The sequence below is a fragment of the Actinomadura sp. 6N118 genome, from assembly GCF_044326415.1.
Lineage (GTDB): Bacteria > Actinomycetota > Actinomycetes > Streptosporangiales > Streptosporangiaceae > Spirillospora.
Genome location: NZ_JBIRAZ010000004.1, coordinates 106,550 through 119,571 on the forward strand (window position 1 = coordinate 106,550; position 13,022 = coordinate 119,571).

Below are 13,022 nucleotides of genomic sequence, written 5' to 3' on the forward strand. Positions count from 1 at the left end.
ACGGCCCCTTTGTGACGTGCCGAGATACGGCACGTCTCCCACGTGATTGGGGCGGATTCTGGTGGGAATCACTCCTGGTGTGCTTCACTGATTAAACGTTTACTGAGTTGCCTAGCGTCGCCGCACCTGTACAGGTGGGTCAACGTTCCATGCCAGAAGTGGTATGAGCTTCAATCACTTCGCCCGCTGGCTCAACGTTTGCCCCAACTGATCGGGGAAGCTGCTTAAGGAGGAGGAAGTGCGCGCATGCCGGGTCTAAGCGCCAACGACATCGCGGCGGTCCTACGGGATCGCATCCTCAGGGAGGACTCGCCATATCCCCGGGGGACCGACTTCCCTAGTCAGAGAACGCTGGCGGCTGAGTTCGGCGTCAGTGACAGCACGATCAACCGCGCACTCCAAGGACTGCGCAGACAGGGCTTGATCAGCCTGGGCCAAGGAAGAAAGACGAAGGTGACCTACATGCCCCAGATCACCCGCGACGCGCGCGACCGCTACGCCGCGTCTAAGCGCGTCGAGGACCGTGGCGGTTTCGCCGCCGAGGTACGCCGTCAAGGCATGACCCCGCGCTCAGAAACCACTGTGCGCCGCGAGGTGCCGCCAGCCCGGGTTGCCGAGTTGCTCGGCATTGACCCGGACGCTGAGGTGCTTGTCCGCGACCGCGACATGTACGCCGACGATGTCCTTGTGCAGAAGGCACCCAGCTTCATCCCGGGTGACATTGCGTTCGGGACGCAGTTGGAAGATCTCACCCAGCCACCCGGAGGCATGCTTACCCGCATGAAGGAACTCGGCTACGAAGAGGTCGAGGCCGACGAGTACCTCACACTGTCCCGGCCACCCACAGGCGAGGAGCAGCAGTACTTCGACATCCAGGATGACCAACCGGTCTTCGAGATGTATCACGTCGCCTACGACGCAAACGGACGCGCCGTGGAAGTCTCCTGGCACCGAGGCCCGGTCCACCTGTGGGGCGAGTTCATCTACCGCGTGAAGATCAAGCAGGACTGATCGGCCACGCCGAACGTGTGAGGCTTTTCCCTACCAGGGTCAAGAGCCCGCGCCTACGGCGCGGGCCGGGGCAGTCTCACGGCCAGGCGTCGCCGGCGCACCTCCCTTAACGGTCGCCCCTACGGGGTGGCCTCCGGCCAGATCCGACGGCAACGCCCTCCCATCGCGCGGCCCTGACTCACGGCGGATCCGCCGGGGTTGGCTCTGTCCGCCCGTCCGACTTCAGTCTCCGCGCTGACCCGGCTTCGCCGGGTCAGCGCCCCACGTCTGCCGCATCGCGTCCGGGACCGCGCGGGGCCCCTACCCCACGCGGCCCGTCGCGTGCGTCGCGTGGGCCGCTTCCCGGCGGCCGTGCAGCGCGTCGCCTGACCGTCCGTGCGTCCAGCTCCGCCCCGACGTCCACACCGTTCATCGCCCGCGCTCTGAAGGGCTATCCCGTCAGTCCTAGCCGTCGCATCTCCGAACGGATGCCGTTGCTACTGCGCCCCAGCCGTTCGCAAATCTCCACCATCGACGCGCCCGCACTCACCAACTCGCGTAGCGTCGCCCGCTCGGCATCAGTCCACGGCCTGCCGTGGTTTGGTGCATGATCACGCAGTCGTTCCGTCCGGGCCGCTGCACCGGGGTTCACGCTCTGGATCACCTCGGCAGGCACACGCAGCACCGCTTCGCCTGACGCGTCCAGCAACACCAGCTCGGCTGCCTCAACGTCCAGCCGCTCCGCCTCGACCGCACCGAACTTCTGAGGACTCGTAAACGTCAGCACCAATTTCACGCCGCCGCCTCCCACTGCATCAACTCCAGGCGCGAGTGATACCCCACCCCCCCAACCGCTACGCCAAGTCCCCAGGTTGCCTCTCCCCTCGCTCTTTCGCCGGAGGGCTCCTCAGGCGGACAGAAGTCCATACCCTTTCGAGGGCTACCACCCCGTGGATTCCTGTCCACCTGTCCACGCCCAGGGCTCATAGAAGTGGAGCGCCGCAGCGCCCAACGCCACCTCCAACGCCACCAGTCCAATCACCGCCACCAGTCCGATCACCGCCAGCACGGTCTTGGTCTTCATGACTCCAGGTCACCAGGCACTCGGCAAAGGGCAGGCAATGGGCAGAGTTGTAAGACGCCCCTTGCCCAGCGCTCAGCGCCCCAGTAGGCGACCAACCTTGAGCTTCATTCGCTTCCCAACCAACCCCGACCCCCACCCCTGACACGGACCCGCCTCCGGCGTAGGGCAGTACCTATAAGAGCTGTGCGACCCTGCCAGCCCGCTAAGCCACCGACCCGCAGCCCCAACTAGGCGCTGCCTATTCCGAGGGCTGAGCGTGCGCACGGGTGGCCGGATGCGTCCTTGACCGGGGACCCCTTAGCGGACCGCACAGCGGGCGTTTCGCCGGGGACCCCCAAGGGGCACCCGTTCGCCGGGACAGGCTAAGCGGCCCGCAACCCCGGTCAAGGCCGCATCCGTCCACCCAAACGGCGCTACTCTGGCGAAACGAGACCATCGCACACGTCACCGGAAGAAGTGTCACAATCCGGTGACGGTCTTGCCCGCCCCGTTCGGGCCGAGGAACCCCGTCACCTTCCCCGGCGCGATCTCCAGGGACAGGTCGCTGACCGCGTCCTTGTCCCCGTACCGCTTGGTGAGTCCTCGCAATGTGATCATCGAGCCTCCCGGCTCTCTCTGTCATGCCGTTCCGATGTCGGTCTCGACGCTAGGAACCGGGGGAGTGCCGCCACAGTGCGCGAACGCCACCCGCGTTCCCTGACTTTCGTCAACCTCGGCTTCATCCCGGCCATCTGGACCATCACGCACCAGTAGGAACGAACCTGTCCTACTGGGCTCCTACCGTCGGGGCATGACGAACTCGCAGCAGGACATCCGCCCGTTCCGCATCGACATCCCGCAGGCGCAGCTCGACGACCTCAACGCACGGCTGGCCAACACGCGCTGGCCAGACGAGCTGCCCGGCGTCGGCTGGGACCGGGGCGTCCCGGTGGCGTACCTGAAGGACCTGGCTGAGCACTGGCGCACCCGTTATGACTGGCGGGTGCACGAGGCCGCGCTCAACGAGCACCCGCAGTTCATGACCACCATCGACGGCCAGAACATCCACTTCCTGCACGTGCGCTCACCCGAGCCGGACGCGACCCCGCTCATCCTGCTGCACGGCTGGCCCGGCGGCGTCACCGACTTCCTGGACGTGATCGGGCCGCTGTCGGACCCGCGTGCGCACGGCGGTGATCCGGCCGAGGCGTTCCACCTGGTGATCCCGTCGCTGCCGGGGTTCGGGTTCTCCACGCCGCTGGCCGGGCCCGGCATGAGCGCGGCCGGGATGGCGGGCGTGCTGGTGCGGCTGATGGCGGCGCTCGGATACGGGCGGTACGGGGTGCAGGGCTATGACACCGGTTCGTGGGTCGGCCCGGAGATGGGCAAGCAGGACCCCGCGCACGTCACCGGCGTCCACCTCAACGCAATGATCACGTTCCCGGTCGGTGCGGACGGTGAGATGGACGGCCTCACCGAGACCGAGCAGCGCCGCTGGCAGGCGATGCAGGACTTCAATGACGGCTACCTGCAGTGCAACTCCAAGAGGCCGCAGACCGTCGCCTACGGCCTGCACGATTCGCCCGCCGGGCAGCTCGCCTGGATCGTGGAGAAGTTCAAGGAGCTCACCGACCCCGAGGACGGCCTGCCCGAGGACAGCGTCGACCGCGACCGCATCCTCACCGACGTCTCGATCTACTGGCTGACCGGCACCGCCGGATCGGCCGCGCAGGTCTACTACGAGGAGATGTCCGCCGCTTCCTGGAGCAGCACGGCCGAAGCAGGCGAAGCGGGGGAGTGGGACGCCGGCAGCGCCGAGTGGGACTCCTCCGCAACCGGGGACACCGGCGAGGACGGCGGGGGCGGATGGGCGCCCGAGCGCGGGACGGTGCCGACCGGGGTGCTCGTCTCCAATCACGATGTGACCATCCGCCGGTGGGCCGAACGCGACCACAACATCGTCCACTGGACAGAGCTGGGCCGCGGCGGCCACTTCCTGGCGATGGAGGCACCGGACCTGCTGGTCGACGACGTCCGCGCGTTCTTCCGCAAGCTGCGCTGAGCCCGCCGCCGCTCCAACGTCCCGCCGTCCCAAGATCCCGGTGCCGCCCGGCACCGGGATCTTGGGCGCGGATCGGTCAGGCGGGCGGGTAGTGGCCCTTGCGGCCGTTGCCCGACATCACGTCCGGCAATGTCTCGGCCGCCGTCGTGGGCGCGGCGAGCCCGCCGGGCTCGGCTCGCGCGGGCACCGGGACCGGAGCCCGGTCGAGGATCGCAGGCGGCGTCCCGAGCAGGAACGCGGCACCCGGCCGCATCCGCATCGACTCCACCAGCGGGGCCAGCAGCCGCGCCATCAGCAGCACGACCACCGGCGCCACCGCCACGCCGAGCAGGAACCCCACCGCGACGTCATGCGGGTAGTGCACACCCACGAACACCCGGGAGAACGCCATCAGCGCCGCCAGCGGCAGCACCACCGCCGCCATCGACCGCCTCGCCACCACGATCACGGCCGCCGACGCCGCCGCGATCGTCGCGTGGTTGCTGGGGAACGACCAGTCGCCCGGTGACGGGCACGCCGCGATGTTGGCCGCGTCCACCACCGCCCGGCAGGGCCGTTCCTCCTCCAGGAAGGTCTTGGAGACCTCGCTGACAAGGTAGGCGGCGACCACCGCGAACGGCGCCGCCAGCGCCAGTCCCATCGCCCGGCCTGTCCCGCCGCGGGCGCGCCACCAGCCCGCCACGAACAGCGCGGCGAACAGCAGGAGGCCCGCGTCGGTGCCGATCTCGGCCACCACGTGCACCCATGACGGCAGCCCGTCGGCGAACTCGGTGATAGCGCGGTACCAGTCGGCGCTGAATCCAGGCGCTTGCATGCTCTCCCTCACGTACGGAACGGCCACTCGCAAGGTGAGATCCTCCAGCAGACCGGGAAAGTTCACCCCACGTTCATCGAAATGTGGTGAATGTCAGGCTAAAGAGTGATCATTAGGCGGCGGATCATCCGGAAGGCAGAACTTTGCCCCTACTTTCGGCAGGGTCCTGCGAACGATGTACACCCGGTTCGTCATGCCGGAGGACGACCACGGCGCCCCCCGCGGCCATGCTGGAAACACCCAGCACGAACGGGGAGGAAACCCGATGACCACGCCCGACTTCACCAAGCCCGCCACGGCCCTGCGCGCGGGCGACGCCGAACGCAACGCCGTGATCGAACGTCTCGGCGACGCCCTCGCCGAGGGCGCTCTGGACACCGCCGAGTACAACCGCCGTCTCGAACTGGCCGCCACCGCCGTCACCATGGACCGGCTCGAGCTGCTCACCGCCGACCTGCCGGTCTCCCGCGCCGCCCAGGCCAAGGCCGAAGCCGCCCGAGAAGAGGCCGACAAGCGCGAATGGCTCAACGAATGGGGCTACTGGGGCGCCGGCGCCCTCATCATGACGGTCATCTGGGGCGTCTCCTCACTGAACGCGGGGGAGCTCAAGTGGTTCTGGCCCATCGCGCCCCTCGGCATCTGGGCCGCGGTCCTGGTGTCGTACGCCATCTGGCCGGACGCCAAGGACAAACACCGCAGGTCCATCCGCCACTGACGGGCGCCGCAAAACCCGTTAGCCCCCTCCGCCCACGATGCACCACACTTGGCTGATCGTGAGCAACCTGCACATCTTCGACATGGACGGCACGCTTCTCGCCGGGTCCACCGCCAACCTCGAGGTGGCCCGGCAGCTCGGCACCCTCCCCGAACTCCACGCCCTCGAAGCCCGGTTCGCCGACGGCACCCTGGACACCCGCGGCTTCTCCGCCGCCATCCACGCCCTCTGGCGCACCCTCACGCCAGCCCAGGTCGCCGCCGCCTACACCGCCGGGCCCTGGCTCAACGGCATCGCCGACGTCGCTGCCGACATCCGCCGCCGCGGCGAACGCTCCGCGGTCATCACCATGTCGCCCGACTTCTTCGCCCGCCACCTGCTCGACCTGGGCTTCGACGAGGTCGTCGCGTCCCGCTTCCCGCCGCTGCCGTTCACCGCCCCGCTCGACCCCGCCGGCATCCTCACCCCGGCCGACAAGGTCCGCATCGCCGACGACCTGCGCACCCGCTACGGCCTCACCCGCGCCCAGTGCGTCGCCTACGGCGACTCCGTGTCCGACGGCCCCCTCTTCCGCCACCTCACCCACACCGTCGCCGTCAACGCCGACCACCACCTCGCCGGCATCGCCGCCGCCGACTACCGCGGCAACGACCTCACCCAGGCCTACCGCCTCGGCCGCAGTCTCCTCGACACCCCCGCCTGACCACCAAGACGAGCCGTGCACGTTCAGTCGCGGGGGCCCCGGCCCGAGCAGGGCCACACCGGGTGAACGCGCCTGCGGCTCACCAGGACGTGACCGCCGAGGCTGCCTCGCCCCTGCATCTGGAGTGGGCGGCATCCGGATTGGCCGGGAGCAAATCCCGCAACCACCATCGCGATCTGCGTTCGTCCACTTACCGTGGGTTACATGACCTGGCCCCCGCACCCGCCCAGGCCGCGCCGCACGGCGGGGGCCCGGTCCACCGCGGCTCTCATTCTCTTCACGGTCGCCGCCGCCACAGCCGTCTGGGTCACCGTCCAGGCCGCCCACCACACCCCGCGCAGCGGCCACGGCGACCTCGCGCCCTCCGGACCGGGCACGCCGTCCGGGCCGGGCACGCCGTCCGCGCGCCGCAGCGGCGCACCGCCATCCCCGCACGCCACCGCCTCAGCGTTGATCGGCCAGCAGGACACCACCCGCCCCGACCCCGCTCCCGCACGCGCCCGGGCACGCGCTGGCACGCCAGATGACCGCATGCCAGAAGCCCGCACGCCGCGCCCTGTTCCGCCACGGCCTTCGCGCAAGCTGCCGCGCCGCCCACTCCAGGCCAAACCACGCAAGCCCGCGCAACCTCAGGTACCCGCCTGGATCCGCAGCGAATGCGCACGCCGCTTCGAAGACGGCCCGCGCCGCTCCGCCTGCGTCATCCACCTCCAGCAGACCCTCGGCCGCTGACACCCCGAGATCGCCCGCACGGGCGCATAGGCCCTCCACCGCGGCAACCCGACCCTTGGCCGGCCGAGGTCGTTTGCGCCGAGCCCCCGTGCCCGCCCGTCATGGTGATCGCGCTCATGGCGACGTTTCGACCAGGACGACTACGCTGCGACCTGCGTGCGCGAGTGCCAGCGTCCTCCCCGCTCATGGAGGCCGCCACGACCACCTCGTACACGCCCCGTGTGCATGCACGGGGCGTGCCGTTCAGCAGACTGCCCAGGGGACGGCCGGGCGATCCGGCCCCGGCCCCGCGAGGACCACGCCCAGGCATGTGCGGTCGTCCCGGGGCGACCGATATCGTCGCGCCAGGAGGCGCGACGATGGGCTGGTGGCAGATTGACGCGGACACGCTCGCGCGGGGCCGCTTCGTCATCTCACCTTTGGCGGAGACCATCGCCGCGCTCAAGACCCTTCACCACGCGGCGGCGGCCCACCCCGGTGAACGCACCTGGCTCGACACGCACCTGCCCGCCTACCGCCGGCGCCTCGCCGCCGATCCCGTCACCGCGCTCCTGATCCACGCCGCCCTGGGCCCCACCTGGAACGCCACCTTCCTCACCCCCACGCCCGACGGCGACTCCACGTTCGACGACGGCTCCGCGTTCGACCAGGAACTCGCCCGCGTCCGCGCCACCGCGCCCGATGCCGCACGCACCGACCTCGGACCTTCCCTGCGCGGCCCGCTCCCCGCCGCTCTCGACCGCGACGACCTGCCCGAACGCGCCGCGAACCTCCTCCACTGGGTCTGGACCAGCACCGTCCACCCCACCTGGCCGCACCGCCGCCGCGTCATCGAGGCCGACATCGTCGCCCGCACCGTCCATCTCGGCCACGGCGGCTGGTCGGCCGCCCTCGGCGACCTGCGCCCCGGCATGCGCTGGCTCGGCGGCGACCGCCTCCAGATCACCACCCGCGACCACCCGCCCCGGCATCTCACCGGCGACCAGCTCGTGTTCGTCCCCGTCACCCCTCACCGGACGTGGCTCGCCTGGGACGACGCCCACCGGCGCTCCGCCGTCGTCTATCCCTGCTCCGCCACCCTCACCACCGCGCGGCAGAGCCCCGCCGCCGCGTCACTCGCCGCCCTCCTCGGACCCGTGCGAGCCGCCGTCCTGACCCTCCTGGACGCCCCGAAGAGCACCACCCAGCTCGTCGCCCTCACCGGATACGGCCTCGGCTCGGTCGGCCGCCACCTCAAGGTCCTGCTCGACGCGCACCTCGTGGAGCGCCGCCGCGCGGGACGCTCGGTCCTCTATTACCGGACCGTCCCCGGCGACGCTCTCGTCCAGGCCCAGGAGCACTCATGAGAGCCCCTGCGGCCCCAGGCACCCCAAGTGCCCCTGATGCCCCTCCCAGCGGCTCTGCTTACCTGCCCTGGCTCCTCGTCACCGCCATCGCCTACGCCCTCACCCACCACATCGGGTTCGGACTGGCCTGGCTCGGCAACGCGGGGGAGACCCGATGGGCCGACTGGGTCGACCTCATCACCCCCTACGCCGTCCTCCTCCCCGCCGCCGCGGCCCTGCGCGCCGGGGGAGCGGCACCGCGCCTCTGGATCCTCTACCTCGCCGGCGCCCTCACCTACGTCGAAGGCCACGGCATCCACCTGGCCGCCAACTCCGTCAGCAACGCCGAACCCAGCGACCTGGTGCATCTGTGGGACGAGGTCGTCGGCCACTACGTCTGGTACGGCGGCCTCGCCGTCGTCTTCGCCGCACTCGGCGCCGCCCTGGCCCGCCGGCCACCTGCACGCGGGCCGCTGCCCGCCCTCCTCTCCCTCATCACCGGCGTCACGTTCACCACCAACGCCCTGGAGGGCGGCACCGCCGTCGCCGGGATCGCCGTCGCGGCGGCCTTCACCGCCTGGGGCTGGCGCACCCGCGGCAGCCTCGGCCGCGTCATGATCTACACGTTCGCGCCCGCGGTGGTCCTGCTCATCGCCTACGGCATCATGCACGGCGGCTTCCCCGAACCCTCCGACATCGGCTGGGTCTGACCCCAGGCCGCTCACCGCCATGAAGGCGGATCGCTCCTCCCTGCCGGTGGCGCCGTGCCAAACCTTGAACGGGGTTGCGCCGGTCGACATCCCGGATCAGGGCGGCCTTGACCGGCAGCCCCGCACCCCCTATGGTCGAAAACCAGTTGGTTATATAACCAGGTAGAGAGAGTATGACTGACACTGACACAGAACGGCTGGATGCGACCTTCGCGGCGCTGGCCGACCCGACCCGACGGGCCATCCTCGGACGGCTCGCGCGGGGCGAGGCCACGGTCGGGGAGCTGACCGAGCCGTTCACGATGAGCCAGCCCGCGATCTCCAAGCATCTCAAGGTGCTGGAGCGGGCCGGGCTGGTCTCCCGCGGCCGGGACGCCCAGCGCCGCCCGGTCCGGCTGCAGGCGGCGCCGCTCAAGGAGGCCACCAACTGGCTGGAGGACTACCGGGACTTCTGGGAGGAGCGCTACCAGAACCTGGACGCACTCCTGCGCGAGCTCAAGGGGGAGACATGAGCACCCTGCACGTCGACACCCCTGGCGAAACCGACATCGTCATGTCCCGGGAGTTCGACGCCCCGCGCGAGCTCGTCTTCGCCGCTTGGACACGGCCGGAGCTGCTGCGCCGCTGGCTCGGCGCCCGCGGCTGGCACCTGACCCGATGCGAGGTCGACCTGAGGGCCGGCGGTCGCTACCGGTTCGAATGGGCCGGCCCTGACGGGCAGTTCATGGCCAACGGCGGCGTCTACCGGACGGTCGCAGCGCCCGCGCGGCTGGTGTTCACCGAGCGGTTCGACGACCAGTCCTATCCGGGCGAAACCCTCATCACCCACGACTTCACCGAACTCGGCGGCACCACGACGGTGACCAGCACGCTCCGGTTCGCCTCGCGCGAGGCACGCGACCGGGTGCTCGCCCACCCGATGGCCCGCGGAGTCGCCGAGGGCTACACACGACTCGATCAGGCACTCAAGGAGAACCTCATGAACTGGACCCTCGAAGTGGTCATCGTCCCCGTCACCGACCTCGACGCCGCCAAGGAGTTCTATGCCGACCAGCTCGGCTTCAACGTCGACCACGACACCAAGGTCGGCGAGGATCAGCGGATCATCCAGCTGACCCCGCCGGGTTCGGGCTGCTCGGTCGTCATCGGCACCGGGATCCACTCGATGAAGCCCGGCTCGCTGCAAGGCCTGCAGCTGGTCGTCAACGACCTGCACAAGGCCCGCGCCCAGCTGGTCGAACGCGGCGTCGACGTCAGCGAGATCACGGTCTTCGGCCCCGAAGGCAAACGCCCGGAGCAGGAAGGAGACGACCTCAACAACGCCGGCTTCGTTTTCTTCTCCGACCCGGACGGCAACTCCTGGGCGGTCCAGCAGATCACCAACCGTCCGTGACGGCGCCGCCGGGGGAGCGGGGGGCTTGTTCAGGCGTCGTCGCGGCCCAGCAGCGGGTGAATGCGCATCGCCGCCTCCAGCTCACCCGGCAGCTCGTCGCGGTATCGGCCCAGCGTGGACAGGTCCGCGTGGCCGAGCACGCGCCGCACCGCGTCCATGTCGGTCGCCGCCGCCAGCAGATGCGTCGCCGTCGTATGCCGCAGGCCATGCGGGGTGACGCTGCGCCGCCGGTCCGGCTCCACCCGCGCCAGCACCCGGTCGATCACCGCCTGCACGTCACCGCGCGCCAGCCGCCGCCCCCGCCATGACAGCAGCAGCGCCTTCGGCTCGAGCCCGCGATCGAGCAGCGGGCGTCCCTCCTCCAGATAGGCGTCCAGCACCTGCGCCACCGGCCGGGGGAGAGGCACGTCCCTGGTCCGCCCGCCCTTGCCGAAGATCCGCCAGTAGCGGGTGCCCGCGTTCACGAAGAAGTCCTCGGAGTTGGCACCCGTCAGCTCCGACACCCGCGGCCCCACCGCCGCCAGCACCAGCACGATCAGCGCGTCCCGCAGCTCGGTCCGCTGGTCGGACCGGCCACGCCGCTGCTCCCGCTGGCCGGTGCCGAGCTCCCGCGCCGCGCCCACCAGCCCCGCCGCCTGCTCCGACGTCAGCGCGCGGCGTTCGGCGCGCAGCCCGCCGCGCTGCTTGGGCCGGACCGTCACCGTGAGCATCGGGTTGAGCTGGACCCACCCGGAGAGCGCCGCGTGCTGGAAGAACGCCGACACCGACCGGCGGAACCGCGCCTGCGACGCCGCGCTCTGCAGCGGAGCGGCACCACCGGCCGGCACGCCGCCACGCTCGGGCGCGCGGCGCCCGTCCGGTTTGCGCGCGAACCGCAGCAGCACCTCGTCGACGTCGGCGCCGTCCAGGTCGTCGAGGACGTGGTCGGGCCCGGCCAGGTCGGCGAAGGTGTGCACGTCCCGCGCGTACACCTCGGCGCTGCCGGGAGCCAGCGCCCCCGTCGCCGTCTTGGCGCGGACCATGTCGGTATAACGGTCGACACACTCGGCCACGGTGAGACGCTGAACATCGGCTGGACGCACCCGCCGGACGCTACCGGCCGCCTCCGACAAATCTAGAATCGGACATTAGATACAAAACCAGACAGAACCCTCATTCTGTCTGGTTTTGAAAAGAGTTCAGATAATGAGTACAGGAGTGCAGGTCCGGTGGAATCGGACGGCCCGGCGAGCCGTTCCCCCATAATGATCACGAGGAGGTCAGCGGTGCTGGACGAGGGACTGTTCGAGCAGGTCGGCGAGGTCGTCAGGGGATCGGCGCCACGCGACCTGGGAGAGCTGCGCCTCATGGTGCGCCGCACCGGCGTCAAGGCCTGGTTCGGCGACGCCGCGCCGCACCGCGAGCACTACGAGGCCCAGGTCATCAACGCCGACATCGTCACCGCCGCCCGCGAGTTCGCCGTCGAGATCGGGTTCCACGCCGAGCACCCCAAGGCCGCCGACAACGACGCCGCGCTCGAACGCCTCACCACCCGCCAGGACAGATGGCGCCCGGCGCTGGGGGACGACGCGGTCGCCGGCCCGTTCATCGGCCCCGCCAACTGGCGCCGCGTCTCCGAGCTCTGGCTCGACCCCGACCTCGCCGACGGCGACATCGCCTTCGAGATCGGGGTGCGCCTCGTCGACTACATGACGGCGCTCGAGCCGCTCCGCCGCACGCCCTGAACACCGGTCATCGAACACCGTTCATCCGAACGAACACCGTCATCCCTGATGTGCGGCGTTAGAGGTGCGGGGCCAGGTCGGCGAGCAGGCGCCGCTTGGACCTGGCGCCGACGATCTGCAGGGCGACCTGGCCGTCGCGGTAGAGGTTGAGGGTGGGGAAGCCCATCACGCCATACCGCTGGGCGATGCCGGGGTGGTCGTCGCCGTTGAGTTTGGCGATCGTGAGGCGGCCGCGGTACTCGTCCTCGATCTCCTCAAGGATCGGTGAGATCATCCGGCAGGGCGGGCACCACTCCGCCCAGAAGTCGACCAGTACCGGTGTGCCGCCGCGGAGTACCTGCTCGTCGAAGGTCTCGCTGGTCAGCTCGATCATCGTTGTCTGCCTTCCGTGCCGTCTTTCCAGGGAGGGCGCAGCCTGGGCAGGCACGCGCCAGCTGGCCGGCCATGTCGGCCCGGCGCCTGATCAGGGCGCGGATCTCGGTGTCGATCTCGGCGAGTTTGCGCTGGTAGACCGCTATGGACTGGGGGCAGGAGCCGCCGGTGTCATGGCCGGCCCGCAGGCATTCCACGAACGGGCGGGCGTCGTCCAGCGTGAACCCGGCGGCCAGCAGCGTGCGGATCTCCGCGACGAGCCGCACGTCCGACTCGTCGTATTCGCGGTAGCCGTTTCCGGCGCGCCGCGCCGTCAGCAGTCCCTGTTGCTCGTAGTAACGCAGCGAGCGGGTGCTGACGCCGGCTCGTTCGGCCAGCTCACCGATCCGCATCGGCCCTCCCTGATCATCAGCCGTCAG

16 protein-coding genes and 2 pseudogenes are annotated in these 13,022 nt (G+C 70.1%); 11 read left to right on the top strand and 7 right to left on the bottom strand.

Features of this window, described 5'->3' with window-relative positions:
* Positions 1–246: 246 nt before the first annotated feature.
* A pseudogene (locus ACH34W_RS11235) lies at positions 247–444 on the top strand (GntR family transcriptional regulator); the annotation flags it as partial.
* An 18-nt stretch (positions 445–462) separates the two neighbouring features.
* Entirely contained in the window at positions 463–1,011 is a 549-nt protein-coding gene (locus ACH34W_RS11240) for a UTRA domain-containing protein (RefSeq protein WP_395961164.1), read from the top strand.
* Positions 1,012–1,441: 430 nt separating this feature from the next.
* Here the strand turns inward: ACH34W_RS11240 and ACH34W_RS11245 are convergent, their stop codons facing one another.
* The 3 genes and pseudogenes from ACH34W_RS11245 to ACH34W_RS11255 all read right to left on the bottom strand — a co-directional run.
* Positions 1,442–1,786: a hypothetical protein gene (locus ACH34W_RS11245; protein ID WP_395960732.1), complete on the bottom strand. Its 345-nt coding sequence runs from the start codon at positions 1,784–1,786 to the stop codon at positions 1,442–1,444.
* Positions 1,787–1,930: 144 nt separating this feature from the next.
* Positions 1,931–2,074, bottom strand: a complete 144-nt coding sequence (locus ACH34W_RS11250) for a hypothetical protein (RefSeq protein ID WP_395960733.1) — start codon at positions 2,072–2,074, stop codon at positions 1,931–1,933.
* Between the two features lie 468 nt (positions 2,075–2,542).
* Positions 2,543–2,671 (bottom strand): annotated as a pseudogene (locus ACH34W_RS11255) (ATP-binding cassette domain-containing protein); the annotation flags it as partial.
* Between the two features lie 193 nt (positions 2,672–2,864).
* Between ACH34W_RS11255 and ACH34W_RS11260 the strand changes: the two are divergent.
* Positions 2,865–4,115, top strand: coding sequence for an epoxide hydrolase family protein (locus tag ACH34W_RS11260; protein WP_395960734.1), 1,251 nt, complete (start codon positions 2,865–2,867; stop codon positions 4,113–4,115).
* A 76-nt stretch (positions 4,116–4,191) separates the two neighbouring features.
* Here ACH34W_RS11260 and ACH34W_RS11265 read toward each other — a convergent pair whose 3' ends face one another.
* Complete coding sequence (locus tag ACH34W_RS11265; RefSeq protein ID WP_395960735.1) at positions 4,192–4,929, bottom strand: phosphatase PAP2 family protein; 738 nt, start codon at positions 4,927–4,929, stop codon at positions 4,192–4,194.
* 265 nt (positions 4,930–5,194) lie between these two features.
* Here ACH34W_RS11265 and ACH34W_RS11270 point away from each other — a divergent pair, with 265 nt between their 5' ends.
* From ACH34W_RS11270 to ACH34W_RS11300, 7 genes are all read left to right on the top strand, one after another.
* The gene (locus ACH34W_RS11270) at positions 5,195–5,644 is read left to right on the top strand and encodes a DUF1707 domain-containing protein (RefSeq protein ID WP_395960736.1); all 450 of its coding nucleotides are present in this window, start codon (positions 5,195–5,197) and stop codon (positions 5,642–5,644) included.
* Positions 5,645–5,702: 58 nt separating this feature from the next.
* A complete protein-coding gene (locus ACH34W_RS11275; protein WP_395960737.1) occupies positions 5,703–6,347 on the top strand; it encodes an HAD family hydrolase in 645 nt (214 codons plus the stop codon).
* Positions 6,348–6,551: 204 nt separating this feature from the next.
* Positions 6,552–7,079, top strand: a complete 528-nt coding sequence (locus ACH34W_RS11280) for a hypothetical protein (protein WP_395960738.1) — start codon at positions 6,552–6,554, stop codon at positions 7,077–7,079.
* 359 nt (positions 7,080–7,438) lie between these two features.
* Positions 7,439–8,425 (top strand): ArsR/SmtB family transcription factor, encoded by a 987-nt coding sequence (locus ACH34W_RS11285; RefSeq protein WP_395960739.1) that lies wholly within the window; start codon positions 7,439–7,441, stop codon positions 8,423–8,425.
* On the top strand, positions 8,422–9,114 hold the full coding sequence (locus ACH34W_RS11290; RefSeq protein WP_395960740.1) for a hypothetical protein: 693 nt from the start codon (positions 8,422–8,424) through the stop codon (positions 9,112–9,114). The genes ACH34W_RS11285 and ACH34W_RS11290 overlap by 4 nt, the downstream gene beginning before the upstream one ends.
* A gap of 173 nt (positions 9,115–9,287) precedes the next feature.
* Entirely contained in the window at positions 9,288–9,626 is a 339-nt protein-coding gene (locus ACH34W_RS11295) for an ArsR/SmtB family transcription factor (RefSeq protein WP_395960741.1), read from the top strand.
* Positions 9,623–10,507, top strand: coding sequence for an SRPBCC domain-containing protein (locus ACH34W_RS11300; RefSeq protein WP_395960742.1), 885 nt, complete (start codon positions 9,623–9,625; stop codon positions 10,505–10,507). Before ACH34W_RS11295 ends, ACH34W_RS11300 begins: the two co-directional genes overlap by 4 nt.
* Before the next feature lie 29 nt (positions 10,508–10,536).
* Here ACH34W_RS11300 and ACH34W_RS11305 read toward each other — a convergent pair whose 3' ends face one another.
* The gene (locus ACH34W_RS11305) at positions 10,537–11,589 is read right to left on the bottom strand and encodes a tyrosine-type recombinase/integrase (protein ID WP_395960743.1); all 1,053 of its coding nucleotides are present in this window, start codon (positions 11,587–11,589) and stop codon (positions 10,537–10,539) included.
* 183 nt (positions 11,590–11,772) lie between these two features.
* On the opposite strand from ACH34W_RS11305, the gene ACH34W_RS11310 reads away from it, so the two are divergent.
* Positions 11,773–12,231 (top strand): hypothetical protein, encoded by a 459-nt coding sequence (locus tag ACH34W_RS11310; RefSeq protein ID WP_395960744.1) that lies wholly within the window; start codon positions 11,773–11,775, stop codon positions 12,229–12,231.
* Between the two features lie 58 nt (positions 12,232–12,289).
* Here ACH34W_RS11310 and trxA read toward each other — a convergent pair whose 3' ends face one another.
* Both trxA and ACH34W_RS11320 read right to left on the bottom strand, forming a co-directional pair.
* On the bottom strand, positions 12,290–12,604 hold the full coding sequence (trxA, locus tag ACH34W_RS11315) for a thioredoxin (RefSeq protein ID WP_395960745.1): 315 nt from the start codon (positions 12,602–12,604) through the stop codon (positions 12,290–12,292).
* A complete protein-coding gene (locus tag ACH34W_RS11320) occupies positions 12,486–12,995 on the bottom strand; it encodes a MerR family transcriptional regulator (protein ID WP_395960746.1) in 510 nt (169 codons plus the stop codon). The genes trxA and ACH34W_RS11320 overlap by 119 nt, the downstream gene beginning before the upstream one ends.
* Positions 12,996–13,022: the final 27 nt, after the last annotated feature.

Coding starts and splice junctions, on each gene's coding strand:
- ACH34W_RS11265 (WP_395960735.1), bottom strand. CDS start 4,929: ATGCAAGCGCCTGGATTCAGCGCCGACTGGTACCGCGCTATCACCGAG.
- ACH34W_RS11280 (WP_395960738.1), top strand. CDS start 6,552: ATGACCTGGCCCCCGCACCCGCCCAGGCCGCGCCGCACGGCGGGGGCC.
- ACH34W_RS11250 (WP_395960733.1), bottom strand. CDS start 2,074: ATGAAGACCAAGACCGTGCTGGCGGTGATCGGACTGGTGGCGGTGATT.
- ACH34W_RS11300 (WP_395960742.1), top strand. CDS start 9,623: ATGAGCACCCTGCACGTCGACACCCCTGGCGAAACCGACATCGTCATG.
- ACH34W_RS11240 (WP_395961164.1), top strand. CDS start 463: ATGCCCCAGATCACCCGCGACGCGCGCGACCGCTACGCCGCGTCTAAG.
- ACH34W_RS11270 (WP_395960736.1), top strand. CDS start 5,195: ATGACCACGCCCGACTTCACCAAGCCCGCCACGGCCCTGCGCGCGGGC.
- ACH34W_RS11260 (WP_395960734.1), top strand. CDS start 2,865: ATGACGAACTCGCAGCAGGACATCCGCCCGTTCCGCATCGACATCCCG.
- ACH34W_RS11290 (WP_395960740.1), top strand. CDS start 8,422: ATGAGAGCCCCTGCGGCCCCAGGCACCCCAAGTGCCCCTGATGCCCCT.
- trxA (WP_395960745.1), bottom strand. CDS start 12,604: ATGATCGAGCTGACCAGCGAGACCTTCGACGAGCAGGTACTCCGCGGC.
- ACH34W_RS11320 (WP_395960746.1), bottom strand. CDS start 12,995: ATGCGGATCGGTGAGCTGGCCGAACGAGCCGGCGTCAGCACCCGCTCG.
- ACH34W_RS11295 (WP_395960741.1), top strand. CDS start 9,288: ATGACTGACACTGACACAGAACGGCTGGATGCGACCTTCGCGGCGCTG.
- ACH34W_RS11285 (WP_395960739.1), top strand. CDS start 7,439: ATGGGCTGGTGGCAGATTGACGCGGACACGCTCGCGCGGGGCCGCTTC.